Origin of the sequence: Leucobacter komagatae (assembly GCF_000834055.1) — a bacterium.
GTDB lineage: Bacteria > Actinomycetota > Actinomycetes > Actinomycetales > Microbacteriaceae > Leucobacter > Leucobacter komagatae_A.
This window is the reverse complement of sequence record NZ_JXSQ01000006.1, coordinates 81415-94161: the sequence shown is the minus strand read 5'-3', so window position 1 is coordinate 94161 and position 12747 is coordinate 81415. Positions and strand designations below refer to the sequence as shown.

At 66.0% G+C, this 12747-nt stretch carries 9 protein-coding genes and 1 pseudogene; 8 read left to right on the top strand and 2 right to left on the bottom strand.

The window, feature by feature from the left end; all coding sequences use genetic code 11:
• Positions 1–51 precede the first annotated feature (51 nt).
• From SD72_RS06575 to SD72_RS18680, 4 genes and pseudogenes are all read left to right on the top strand, one after another.
• Positions 52–468 carry a hypothetical protein gene (locus SD72_RS06575; RefSeq protein ID WP_157000488.1) on the top strand — a complete coding sequence of 139 codons (417 nt, stop codon included), beginning with the start codon at positions 52–54 and terminating at the stop codon, positions 466–468.
• A 343-nt stretch (positions 469–811) separates the two neighbouring features.
• On the top strand, positions 812–1243 hold the full coding sequence (locus SD72_RS06570; RefSeq protein WP_042543635.1) for a hypothetical protein: 432 nt from the start codon (positions 812–814) through the stop codon (positions 1241–1243).
• 232 nt (positions 1244–1475) lie between these two features.
• Positions 1476–6113: pseudogene (locus SD72_RS06565) on the top strand (Ig-like domain-containing protein); the annotation flags it as partial.
• A gap of 20 nt (positions 6114–6133) precedes the next feature.
• Positions 6134–6316, top strand: coding sequence for an LPXTG cell wall anchor domain-containing protein (locus tag SD72_RS18680; protein ID WP_420038418.1), 183 nt, complete (start codon positions 6134–6136; stop codon positions 6314–6316).
• A 166-nt stretch (positions 6317–6482) separates the two neighbouring features.
• On the opposite strand, the gene SD72_RS06560 is transcribed toward SD72_RS18680, so the two are convergent.
• Positions 6483–7397, bottom strand: coding sequence for a LacI family DNA-binding transcriptional regulator (locus SD72_RS06560; RefSeq protein ID WP_042543633.1), 915 nt, complete (start codon positions 7395–7397; stop codon positions 6483–6485).
• 123 nt (positions 7398–7520) lie between these two features.
• On the opposite strand from SD72_RS06560, the gene SD72_RS06555 reads away from it, so the two are divergent.
• On the top strand, positions 7521–8537 hold the full coding sequence (locus SD72_RS06555; RefSeq protein WP_042543722.1) for a zinc-dependent alcohol dehydrogenase: 1017 nt from the start codon (positions 7521–7523) through the stop codon (positions 8535–8537).
• Positions 8538–8551: 14 nt separating this feature from the next.
• Here the strand turns inward: SD72_RS06555 and SD72_RS06550 are convergent, their stop codons facing one another.
• Positions 8552–9484 carry a LysR family transcriptional regulator gene (locus SD72_RS06550; protein ID WP_052492525.1) on the bottom strand — a complete coding sequence of 311 codons (933 nt, stop codon included), beginning with the start codon at positions 9482–9484 and terminating at the stop codon, positions 8552–8554.
• An 80-nt stretch (positions 9485–9564) separates the two neighbouring features.
• Here SD72_RS06550 and SD72_RS06545 point away from each other — a divergent pair, with 80 nt between their 5' ends.
• From SD72_RS06545 to SD72_RS06535, 3 genes are read left to right on the top strand one after another with little or no spacing between them, the layout of a single operon-like run.
• Positions 9565–10908 (top strand): acyclic terpene utilization AtuA family protein, encoded by a 1344-nt coding sequence (locus SD72_RS06545; RefSeq protein WP_042543632.1) that lies wholly within the window; start codon positions 9565–9567, stop codon positions 10906–10908.
• Positions 10905–11264 carry an AtuA-related protein gene (locus SD72_RS06540; protein ID WP_042543631.1) on the top strand — a complete coding sequence of 120 codons (360 nt, stop codon included), beginning with the start codon at positions 10905–10907 and terminating at the stop codon, positions 11262–11264. The genes SD72_RS06545 and SD72_RS06540 overlap by 4 nt, the downstream gene beginning before the upstream one ends.
• A complete protein-coding gene (locus SD72_RS06535) occupies positions 11257–12747 on the top strand; it encodes a CocE/NonD family hydrolase (protein ID WP_052492524.1) in 1491 nt (496 codons plus the stop codon). Before SD72_RS06540 ends, SD72_RS06535 begins: the two co-directional genes overlap by 8 nt.

The following is a 12747-nucleotide window of genomic DNA, read 5'->3' as shown; positions in this document are numbered from 1 at the left end:
TCGTGCCCGATCGCCCCGACCGTCGCAGGCCCACCCGAGTAGTCTGAACTCGTGAAATCAACGAGATGGGCCGCCGTCGCCTTCGGGGTTTTGACGCTGGTGATCTTCTTGGCGCCGCTGTCGTTCCGGGTCGAGTCGGAGGCTCATGTCTGGCTCGGCTTTCTCCTGCTCCTGGCAGCCTGGTATGTTCTTGGGCCCATCTTCCTCGTCACCACGACCGTGCTGGCCGCGGTCAGCTCGGTGCGCTACCTGAGAACCGCTGAGCCGAGCCTCGCGCGCCGACGGGTCGTCGTTTGGTCATGGGTAGCCCTCTTCCTCCTCGAGGCAGGCTTGGCGGTGTGGATCGTGCAGGTCAACGACCTCGCCTCAGCCGCTTTCGTCGCCGTGCTCGTCGGGGTCGTACTCGCCGTGACAGGCACCTCGGCGTTTTTCGTTGCGAAGCATTCGAGCGGAGCGGATCGGCCCTAGGCCCCGGTGCAGCGTTCGCCGACCGCGGTTGCTGTCGCTGTGCTCGGCCTCTCTGTCGCCTGCGGCGGGTGAGCAGCCCGGCCACGGCTCTAGGGGTGCACGCTACTGCGATCGTGAGGGTTAGCCCGCCCTGCACACGAATCCGGGTACGTGCAGACGCTACTGCAAGTGGTATTTCCCCCTACGCAAGCGCTCGCGTGAGTTCGTAAAGACAGCGCCAGCGGTTCGTAAATTGCGCGCTTTTCTTCATGCGGGAGGCCGCTCGGGTGAGTCTTATAACGCGCGAAGAACGTGACCCAACCTCTGGGGCACCGTGACCCTCGCGACCGAAGGACATTGCCTCATGCCACTGCTGCGTTCCCACACGATTCAGCCGCCGCGTCGTCGCCGTACAGCTGTACGCGCCGCCGCTGTCGTCTCCGGTCTCGCACTCAGCGCGACCCTCATCGGCTGCACGGGTGCAGCGGAGCCCGCACTCCCGGGTAACTTCCCTGCCGCCGTTGAGATCGCGGACGGCTCTGTGCTCGCAGCAGCGCAGAGCGACGGTGTGTGGACGGTCAACGTGAAGCTGGATCAGGGCGACACCCGCCAGGTCGCGCTCGACGAGCTCACCGGCGCGGGCTTCGCGATCACCGGGGAAAGCGGCACGCACGGCAACGATCGCGTGTATTCGCTCGGGAACGACGAGTACTCGATCCGGCTCGGTGTCACCACGGTCGACGGCAGCGATCTGCTGACTTACACCGTCGCCAAGCGGGACGCAGCCGCGCAGTAGTCCACGCGGAACGAGGCATTGCCCGTGCTCCCGCACGGGATGCAGGTCGTTCCCCGCAGTTTGACAACGTGAATGAAGAACGGAATATAGAGTGCACAACATACGACGGGGAAACCACATCCCTGCAGCAGTGACGATCGAGGGCGAAGCCCCGCCGCGCAGAGGCCTTGCGGCCCTCGCCACGAAAAGCCTCGCGGTCGGACTTGCTGGCCTTCTGACAGTCGGCGCCGCGATGGTCGGCACCGCTACCGCAGCGCAGGCTGCCGATCCGATTCGCACGGGCACCGTGGCTCTCGGCAAGATCACCGCGACGAACTCGCCGATTGATCTGGTGGTGCTGGACTCGTCGACCGGCAGCCAGCTCGGTTCGCCCGCCTTCGGGACTCGTGCGTACTTTCCGGGCGGCAATGCCTCCACTCCGTTCAACACCGGCGCGACGCTCGTGAACTCGGCAAATGCGGACTTGATGCCAGTCGCTACGGGCGCGGTCCAGAAGTTCGGCGGCACAGGGACATCGCAGGATCCCTTCTGGATCTCGTCGACGCTTTCGAACGCCGCAACAACCGTCACCAAGCGTGACTCGTATGTGCTCGGCGCAAACGCAATTCGCACCGACCTCACGTACACGAACCGCTCCGCCTCGCCGGTGATCGCGCAGCTGGGGTACTGGGTTGACAGCATGTTTGCCGGCTCTGACAAGGGCACGAACCGGTTCGACTCGAACTCCGTCTCGAGCCTGGGAACCGGGACCACGGCCACGTCCTCGTTCGTCGGGGTGTCTCCCGGCGCACAATTCTCTGGCGGGGAGTACCAGGGCGTTCGTAAAACAGCGAAGAAGTTTGGCGGGCTGAAGAACGAGTGCGTTGGCGAAGCCGGGCTCCCCGCGTCGTGCCAGACTGTCGTTGACAACGGCATGGCCATCGGTTGGGTGCTCCCCGAAGTCGCTCCGGCAGCGTCAGTGACACGGACGTACTTCGCAAGCTTTTCCGCCGATCTGAAGATCGCGGACATCGGGGCGAGCTCCGCGGTTTCGGTCGCCACCGCTGAGGTGGGCGACACCTTCGAGTACACGCTTACCGTGGACAACGAGATCGGGCCCGACATCGCTGACGCGGTCACCGTGGAGTTCCCACTGCCAGCCGGGGTCACCCTGAAATCGCAATCCGGAACCGGAACCTACGATCCGCAAACCGGGCGGTGGGCTGCCGGTGACATCGCCCTCAAGGGTGCTGCGTCGATCACGCTGACCGTCGAAGCGACGGGGGTGGGCACGCAGACGGCGCAGATTCTGTACGCGTCGCCGAAGCTCGCGATCGATATGACGCCCGTCGACGCCACGTCTACCGAGACCAACGTCGTCGAGGTATCCGACCGATTCGACGCGTCGCAGTCGCAGATTGCCGCGACGCCAACGACCCTCGCGGCAGACGGCCAAGCGGAGTCGACGATTACCGTGTCGACGTTTGGGGCGACTGGCGCCCCGATGACAGTTGGCGGAGCGACGGTCACCATCGCAAGCACAATCGGCACGCCGAGCGCGGTGCGCGACAACGGCGACGGAACCTACACAGCGACGCTGTCGTCCACGGCCTCAGGCAACGCGATCGTTTCGGCCACTGTCGACGGCGTTGACATTTCCGGCCCGACCGTCACGTTCACCCCGGGTGCACCAGACGGCGGCGAGAACGCATCGACGCTTGTCGTCACCGGTGGCAACAAGACCGCCGACGGTGAGACCGCGCACACAGCAACGATCACGCTGAAGGACGCGAACGGAAACCTGATCCCCGGCGCAGCTGAGCGCGTGGCCGCCACCGCGGATCCGGAAACCGGCGTCACAATCAGCGCGTTTTCCGAGGTGACCCCCGGCGTCTATGAGGCAACGGTGGTGTCGACCGTCTCCGGTGTGAAGCAGATCACTGCCACAGCCGATACGAAGACGCACCTGGGAACCGGCTCGGCCGCGTTCGTGGCCGGTGCAATCTCGATGAAGAACTCATCGTTGGCGCTCTCGACCGGCAAGAAAATTGCTGACGGCGTTGACGCGCACACGGCTACGGTGACACTCAAAGACGCACACGGCAACAGCGTCGCGAACGCGACCGTGAACTTCTCGGTCGCTGGTCAGCCGGCTGCGGGCGGCGGGGTGCTCACCGATGAGAACGGTGAAGCCACGCTCCCGATCACATCAACCGAAGCCGGGCTCGTCGCTGTCTCAGCGACCGTCGAGGGCGCCCCGATCCCCGGTGCAGGCAACGTTGAATTCATCGCGGGTGCGGCCAACGCGAGCGCCTCGGTCTTCTCCGTGAGCCCGGGATCCGTGCTCGCCAACGGCGAAGCTACGCACACCGCGACCGCCACCGCGAAGGACGCATTCGGCAACCCCATCGCGGGTGTCGCCGTCGACTTCACGGTGCCGGCGAACGTTTCAGCAAGCACTCCTGCGGTAACCGACGAGTTCGGTGCGACACAGGTCACCCTCACCTCGACTGTCGCCGGCCGCTACGCGATCGGCGCCGAAATCGCGGGCGACACCATTTCGGGTGCCCCGCAAGACGTCGAGTTCGCGCCAGGCGCTGCGGACGCGTCGCAGTCGAGCTGGACGGTGACCCCGGATGGCCCGGTCGCCGCAGACGGCACGAGCGCATACACCGTGGTGCTCACCGCACGCGATAGCAACGGCAACGCCGTGCCGAACGCGACCTTCAGCGTCGACGTTCCCGCGGCGGTCACGCCAAACCTCGTCGACTGGGTGACGGGCGCAGACGGCACCGCAACCGGCACGTTCACCTCGGTGAAGGCTGGGAGCTACCCCGCAAGCGTTACCCTCGGTGGCGACGCAGTTGGTGTGGCCAAGGAACTGGTGTTCAACGCCGGCGCCGTGAGCACCAGCACCTCCACGATCGAGTCCGACGTGACCAAGATCAAGGCCGACGGCACGACCGAGGCCACCATCACGGTGACGCTGAAGGACGCCAACGGCAACCTCATCGATTCGACGCCGCTTCCTGCTGTCGCAATCGAAACCTCCGAGGGCGCACTCAGCGACGTCACGAGCAACGGTGACGGTACGTTCACCGCGACCCTCACGGCGACCGCCGCGGGAGCCGCGACGCTGTCGTTCACGATCGATGGTGCGAGCGCGGTCGACACGACCGCGGTCGAACTGATCAACGCTGTTCCGCCGGCCGCACCAGTGGTGAACCCCACGTCCGGTGCGAAGGCAACGGGAACTGCGCAGCCAGGATCGACGGTGACCGTTCGCAACGACGACGGCATCGTGATCGGAACCGGCTCTGCGGGTCTCGACGGCTCATTCACGATCGCACTCTCGCCGCAGCCAGCGCACGAGACAGTGATTTCTGTCACCGCGACCGATGCCGACGACAACGTGTCAGACGCCACCGACGTTATGGTTGATTCGATTGCTCCCGCCGCGCCTGTGGTGAACCCGTCGAACGGCGAGCGAGTATCGGGCCAGGCCGAGCCTGGGGCGACGGTCGTGATTCGTGACGAGGACGGCACCGTGCTCGGTTCGGGCAAGGCTGACGAAGAAGGGAACTTCGCGTTCCCGCTGAGCCCGGCTGCTGCCGATGGCGCGGAGCTCTCAGCGACGGCGGTTGATGCTGCAGGCAACGTTTCTGATGCAACGCTCGTGACGGTGGACGCTGTCGCGCCGACCGCCCCGGTTGTGGATCCGACTGACGGCTCCTCGGTGACGGGCAAGACCGAGCCAGGTGCTGAGGTCATCGTGAAGGACGCCGATGGCAACGTCATCGGTGAGGGTGTTGCGGATGAGGACGGCAACTTCGTTGTCGATCTCAGCCCGGTACCCGGTAACGGTGACGAGATCTCCGTTGTGGTGAAGGACCCCGCTGGCAACGAGTCTGACCCGACCGTCGTCGTGGTCGACTCTGCCGCTCCTGACGCACCGATCGTCAACCCGACCGATGGCACGCAGGTGTCAGGTCAGGCCGAGCCGGGAGCGACCGTTGTGGTCCGCGACTCGGAGGGCACGATTGTTGGGTCCGGCAAGGCGGACGAGGACGGCAACTTTGCCTTCCCGATCAGCCCCGCTGCCGCTGACGGTGCTGAGCTGTCAGTCACGGCGAAGGACGCAGCAGGCAACGTGTCTGATCCGACCAACGTGGTCGTTGACGCAAGCGCGCCTGACGCACCGACGGTGCACCCGTCCAGCGGCAAGATCGTGACGGGCTCGGCTGAGCCCGGAGCGACCGTTACGATTCGGAACGAAGCCGGCGTGACGATTGGAACCGGCGTTGCCGGGACCGATGGCGCGTTCAGCATCGCGCTGAAGCCGGCCGCACAGACCGGCGACATGGTCACCGCGACCGCGACCGACGCCGCAGACAACGAGTCCGACCCGGTCGTCGTGCCGGTGAACTCGGATACCCCCGCCCCGCCAAAGGTCAACCCGACCGACGGCAAGATCGTGTCTGGCACCTCGGAGCCGAACATGACGATCACGGTGACAGGTGCCGACGGCACTGTTATCGGGACCGGTGTTGCCGGCGCCGACGGCAAGTTCAGCATCACGCTGGAGCGCGCCGGCGCAGAGGGCGAGCGACTCACCGTCGTGGCGACGAACGAGGCCGGTACCGACTCGGCCCCGGTCACGGTGACGGTCGATAGCATCGCCCCGCTCGCGCCGACGCTGGATCCAACCCTCGGCAAGATCGTCACCGGTCACGCCGAGCCCGGCTCCACGGTCACGGTGTACGACGCCGCTGGCAACATCATCGGCACGGGCGTCGCGGGCACGGACGGTTCGTTCAGCATCACGCTGACGGTCGAGCAGCCAGCGGGAGCGAAGCTCTTCGTGACGGCGACCGACGCGAACGGGAACGAGTCTGAGACTGCCAGGTCACCGTGCAGTCCGCGACAGTGCAGGAACCGGACGTGCAGCAGCACCCAATTGCTGCGGCGCTCGCGACCACCGGTGGATCGGTGCTCGCCGCCGGAACGATCGCCGGCATCATGCTCCTGTTCGCAGCCGGAGTGCTGGCGGTGCGCAAGCGTCGCCGTGAGGACGCCGGTGCAGAAATGATGTAGTAGATCACCGCAGAAACGGGCAGCGGGGCACAGGGAGAAATCCTTGTGCCCCGCTCTGCATTATTTGGTGCCGCCGCCTCCTGTGCTGCGCCGCGTCGCGCAGCGCGGTGACCCGCACTCGGCGTGCCATGCGGTTCGTTGGTCGAACCCGTAGGGGCCTGGCGTATCAGGTCGACTCGCGCACGATGACTCGCGAGGCGGGGCGGGCGAACTCTCCGACGGGCTTGCCCAGTGCGAGACGCGCGGCCCTGTGGCCGAAGGCCACCGCGTCGATCTCGACCGTAGTCAGGGCGGGCTTCCACAGTGAGCCCACGGCGCTGTTGCCGAACCCGATGGCGGCCAGATCTGCGGGTACGTCGATCCCCAAATCGTCCGCTGCCCGCAGGGTGCGCATGGCGAGCATGTCATCGAGTGCGGCCACCGCGGTGATCTCAGGTGTGTCGGACAGCAGCGCTGCGACCGTCGCGCGATCGTCTTCAGGGGATTCCGTGAGCGGGAGTTCCGTGACCTGGGTGAGGCCGAGCTCCGACCTCACAGCCGCGGCATGCTGCAGTCGCAAGTCGACGATTCGGCGAGCGCTCGCATCCGACGTTGCGGGCGTCGCGACCGCGATGTGGCGGTGGCCGAGACGCGCGAGGAACCCGAGTTGCGTGTGGGCGTGAGCGGCGAGTCCATCCAGCCTGCCGCCCTCTTCGATTTCCACCCTCCCAGAGTGCGATCCTCCGGTGTACTCGCTCGGCAGCCCAACGAAGGCACGGGGTGCGACGGCGTCGATCATCTCGTCGAGTGGTGCTTCGTCTCCGCGCCGCACGAGCAGCGTCAGCCCCTCCGTGACAAGCTCGTCGCGCATTCCCTGAACGAAACCGTCGAGGATGTGGCCGCCCCAGATTGGGCCGATGTCGAGGAGCACGACGGGGGAGCTGCCCGCTCGCAGTGCGCGCGCGATCCGATGCGGCTGATAGTGCAGTTGCTTGGCTGCAGCGCGCACCCGGTCGCGGGTCTCCTCCCTGAGCACCTGCCCTGGAGTCTCATTGAGGACGAAGCTCACCGTGGCGGGGGACACCCCAGCCGCCTTCGCCACGTCGCTTCGGGTGGCTCGCGGCGGGGGAGATGAGGTGGGAGGCACGGCCCCAACGGTAGCACTAATTCGAGTTAGTAACTAGCATGACAACCACCTCGTCACAACGAAAAGGAAATGGGCACAATGAAGTCTGTGTATGTCACCGGTCCCGATCAAATCGAATGGGTGGAGGTGGATGCTCCGACCGCAGGCCCCACCGATGTGCTGCTCAAGATTCGCGCGTGCGGCATCTGCGGGTCTGACGCCATGTATGCGAATCTTGGCGGGATCCCTCCGCGCCACGGCGCGACGCCCCTCGGGCACGAACCCGCGGGCGAGGTGATCGAGGTGGGGGCCGAGGTAACGGGCTTCGCCGTCGGCGACCACGTCGTCGTCGATACGATGGCGTTCACCGATGGGCTGCTCGGCAGCGGTGGCGCCCAGGGGGCGCTGTCCGAATTCGTCGTAGTCCGCGATGCTGTCGCGAACCGCCAGCTCAAGGTGATCCCGTCACACATTCCGTGGGAGGTCGCCGCCCTCAACGAGCCGATGGCAGTGGCGCTGCACGCGGTGAACCGCACGGCACCGGGAGCCCGTGATCGCGTCGTCGTGTTCGGGGCGGGCCCGATCGGCCTTGGCGCCGTTCTCGGCTACCGACGGGCCGGTGTCGCGCACATTGTGGTGGTTGACATCATCCCCTCGCGCCTCGCGAAGGCGCTGGAAGTCGGAGCGGACGCGGTCATCAACTCCGCAGAGGAGGATGTGTCGCAGCGCCTTATCGAACTGCACGGCGACGGATCGAGCCGGTTTGTCCCAGGGGCGCGACCGGGCACCAACATCTTCCTCGACGCGGCCGGCGCCCCGCCCGTGCCGAAGATTGTCGCCTCAATCGCTCAGCACGGCGCTACGCTCGGCATCGTCGCCGTGCACAAGAAGCCAGTCGAATTCGATCTCGGGCAGATGCTCGCGAGCGAGCTGACAGTCGTGTTGTCGATGGGGTATCCAACGGAGATCTTCGAGGTCACCGATGACATCGTCGAGAATTGGGAAAAGTACGCGGTGATCGTGAGCGACACCCTGCCGTTTGACCAGGCGATCGACGCGCTCGAGCTCGCGCGCGTTCCCGGTGCCGCGGATAAGGTCGTCGTGTTGCACGAGTGAGCAGCGGCGGCCGGTCAGGTCGCAGGTCGCTCGCTGCCGGCCCGCCGCGCTGCATGGGAGGCGGCGTCGTCTCCACAGATACGGGCGAGTAGCGCCTGCCCAGCGGGCGGGAGCGCGGGAGAACGACGGTAGACGACGGCGAGCCGGCGCGACAGTGACGGCTCGATCAGTGGGCGACTCACGACGGCGTCTGAATCGACCAGTGGGAGCACGGACTCCGTAATGGTGGTGACGCCAAGTCCGGCAGCCACCATTCCTCCGGCGATCGCGACGGTGCGGGTGCTGATCACCCGCGAGGGCGAGGCCTCCGCCGCCGCGAATCCCGAGGCGGCGAGCTGCGCGACGCTGCTGCCGGGTGACAGCCGGATGACGGTGTACGCCGCGAGCTCGCGCCACGTCACGGTGTCGTTACTGCTGAGCGGGTGGTCTCGGGGGAGGAGAGCGAGGAGCGCATCCTCGTGAAGCGGGTGCACGCCCAGCCCCTCCTCCGGTTTTGGCTGCTCGGTGATGGCGATATCGGCGGCTCCGGAGCGGAGATACTCAAGCACCTCGGCGTGATCGCCGTCGAGAACGTGCAGTGTCACGTCGGGGTGGTCGCCGGCGAACGCGGCGAGCAGCGACGGCAGTCGCCCCGCTGCCACTGAGGGCAGCGCGGCGACTGTCACTGTTCCGGACTCGGCCGCGCGGTACGCGGCGAAGCGACCGAGTGCGTTGTCGTAGGCGGCGAGAGCATCGCGGGCGACTTCGATGAAGGCCGCTCCATCCGCTGTCAGCGTGACGGAGCGCGTTGTTCGCTCGAACAGTCGCACCTGCATGCCGCGCTCGACGTCTCGCACGGTGCGGCTGAGCGCGGGTTGGGTGAGGCGGGACTCCTGCGCAGCGACCGTGAACGAGCCGCTGCGTGCAACCCTGTCGATAAGTCGGAGCTGAGCAATCGTTGGTTCCATGAGTAGAGCGTATCAATGCATGAGATCTTGTGCATTGACGTTTATGAATAGCGGGTTCAGGATAAAAGCAGGAGGACATCATGCCAACGATCCGAATAGGTTGCGGTGCCGGCTTTGCCGAAGACCGTGTCGAACCCGCCCTGCGGCTCGTCGAGGAAGGGAAGCTGGACTATCTCGTCTTCGAGTGCCTCGCTGAGCGCACGATCACACTTGCGCAGGCCGCGCGTCTCGTTGACGCGGATGCGGGGTTCAACGAATTCCTCGAAGCTCGCTTCGACGCCGTCATGGAAGAAGCCGCGAGCCGGGGTGTGCGCATCATCACCAACATGGGCGGCGCGAATCCGCTCGCCGCAGCGGAACGTGTCGCACACATGGCGCAGCGAAAAGGCCTGGGGCACCTCAAGATCGTTGTCGTCACGGGTGACGACGTCTTCGAACAGGTGCGAGGGACGAGTCTGCCACTGTGGGAGCAACCCGGCACCGTTGCGTCGCTCAACAACGTCATTTCTACGAACGCGTATTTGGGTATCGCCCCTATTCTCGAAGCCCTTCGGCTCGATGCAGACATCATCATCACCGGTCGCGTCGCTGATCCGTCGCTCTTCCTTGCCCCGCTCGTGCACGAGTTCGGCTGGTCCTCGGACGACTGGGAGCGGCTCGGAGCAGGGACCGCCGTAGGGCACCTACTCGAATGCGCAGGCCACGTCACCGGGGGATACTTTGCCGACCCCGGAGTGAAAGATGTACCCGGCCTTGCAGACCTCGGCTTCCCACTTGCCGAGGTCGATGAAGACGGCTCGTGCATCATTACCAAGGTGCCAGGAACCGGCGGCATGGTGACGGTCGGCACCGTCACCGAGCAGCTGCTGTACGAGGTCCACGACCCAGCCAGGTACCTCACACCCGACGTCGTCGCGGACTTCTCGCAGGTGACGCTCACGCAGGTTGGGCCCGATCGGGTCGCTGTGCGCGGAGCGACCGGGAGCGAGCGCCCGGCGACACTCAAGGTATCCGTTGGATACGCGGACGGCTGCATCGGTGAGGGCCAGATCTCCTATGCCGGCCCCAACGCGGTCGCGCGGGGAAGACTGGCGATCGGCATCATTCGGGAACGGATCGAGATGCTGCGCCTTGACGTCACGGACATGCGTTACGAACTCATCGGAGTGGACGCCGTGAGACGCGGCCCCATGCGACCCGACCCCGACATCGCTGAGGTGCGCGTGCGTGTGATCGGACGTGCCCCCGACCTCGAGGGAGCCAGACGCATCGGTCATGAGGTGGCCGCGCTCTGGCTCAACGGGCCCTCCGGCGGAGCCGGCGCCACACGGAACGCGCGAGAGAACCTCGCCGTGGCGTCGACGTTCCTGCCGCGCGAGCTGGTGGAGCACACGGTGACGCTGCTCGAGGGGGTTCCCGCGTGAAGCTGCACACACTCGCCCACAGCCGGGCTGGAGACAAGGGCGCCATTTCAGATATCTCGGTGATTGCCCACCGCCCAGAGGACTACGCGTTTCTCGTCGAGGTCCTCACGGTGGAGCGCATCGAGGAGTATTTCGCATCCATGGGGATCGGCGCCGTTGAGCGGTTCGAGGTGCCCCAACTCCACGCCCTCAAATTTGTCATCCATGAGGCTCTCGCAGGCGGGGTGACGCGCTCGCTGGCGCTCGATGCGCACGGCAAATCGCTCGGCTCATCCCTGCTCGACCTCGAACTCCCCGACCGCCAGCAAACGCGGTCTGCCGCTGCCTACCTGAACGAAGAGAGAATCCATGTCTGAACAACTTTCACCCGCCGAACAGATGGCTCGCTATGCCGAAGAGCACGGCTTGACGGTCGCTCCGCCGACGATCACCTCGACCGATCCATTCTTCTACTACGACAGGCCTGAAGAGTTCGGCGTGCACGTCGAATCCGTTCGCGTACCCATGCGCGACGGGGTAGAACTCGCTGGTGAGCTGCACCGCCCAGCGGGCCCCGATGGGCTGCCAGCCCCGGGCATTTTTCCCGGGATCGTGCTCGAGTTCAACGGCTACGGCGCGGTCTCGATGATGGGTAAGGGTGCGCAGCCATACGTGACTCGAGGCTATGTCGTACTGCTCTGCAGCGTGCGGGGCTCGGGCGACTCTCCTGGCGAGATCGACCCGTTCAGCGCGCAGGAGCAGCGCGACGACGTCGACATCATCGAATGGCTCGCCGCCCGCCCGTTCTGCACCGGCCGGATCGGTCAAATGGGTGTCAGCTATGGCGGGCATAACTCAATGCTCGCCGCAGTCAACGATGCCCCCCACCTCGTCACGGTGATCGCGATTCAGGCATTCAGCGACTGGTATGAGAACACGATCTACCGCGGTGGTGTGCCCAACGCGACGATCCGCGAATGGCAGCAGGCAACTGCCCCAGCGACCTTGGAGACGTACCCGCAGCATCCGCTCTTCGACGATTTTTGGCGCGAGCGCAGTGTGAAGGAGCGCTGGGACGCCTTCACCGTGCCGGCACTGCTCGTCGGCGGCTGGGAAGACCCCTACCGCGGCGGAATGGCTGAATCGGCCGAGGCGTTGGGCGATCGCGCCTGGACGATCGCAGGCCCCTGGTCCCATGGCATGGTTCCCGGTCAGCAGGAGGATATCGGAGCTGCCGGATACCTCGCCTGGTGGGATCACTGGCTCTCGGAGGATCACCAGGGCGCACTCCCTGCTACGCGGGGGACGTCCTACGAGATGCCCGCAGGTGGGTGGGTGAACTTCTCCCAGTGGCCTCCCACTGAAGCGCGCCAGAGCGTGTGGGAGCTCGGCGCAGACGGGGCCGTCTCGACCGACTCAGCGTGCGAGCAGGGCGCCCGTGATTTCCCCGCGATCGGCGGCCGGCTCACCTTCGACTCGGCATCGCTCGAGCGTGACCTCGTCATCGCCGGATCGATCCGTGCCGACATCACCGCGAGTTTTGAGGCGGCTGACGGTGTCGTCGCCGTCATCGTGGAGGACGTCGCACCAGACGGCACCAGCTCACGCATCGGCAACGGCTGGCTCCGCGCGAGCCACCGCGAGGGACACGCTGCGCTCGCGCCGGTTGAGCCGGGCGCCTCGTATCCGCTGAGCATCCAGTTGTGGCCGATGCACCACCGGCTCGGAGCCGGCCACGCCCTCCGCGTCGTTCTCGCGAGCGAGGACTACCCGCTAATCGACCGTGTCGCCGAAGACGGTGCTGTCACGGTTGCCTGCGGCGATGGCGCATCGGTTCTGCACATTCCAATTATCGACTGA

Coding starts and splice junctions, on each gene's coding strand:
- SD72_RS06570 (WP_042543635.1), top strand. CDS start 812: ATGCCACTGCTGCGTTCCCACACGATTCAGCCGCCGCGTCGTCGCCGT.
- SD72_RS06555 (WP_042543722.1), top strand. CDS start 7,521: ATGAAGTCTGTGTATGTCACCGGTCCCGATCAAATCGAATGGGTGGAG.
- SD72_RS06550 (WP_052492525.1), bottom strand. CDS start 9,484: ATGGAACCAACGATTGCTCAGCTCCGACTTATCGACAGGGTTGCACGC.
- SD72_RS06545 (WP_042543632.1), top strand. CDS start 9,565: ATGCCAACGATCCGAATAGGTTGCGGTGCCGGCTTTGCCGAAGACCGT.
- SD72_RS06535 (WP_052492524.1), top strand. CDS start 11,257: ATGTCTGAACAACTTTCACCCGCCGAACAGATGGCTCGCTATGCCGAA.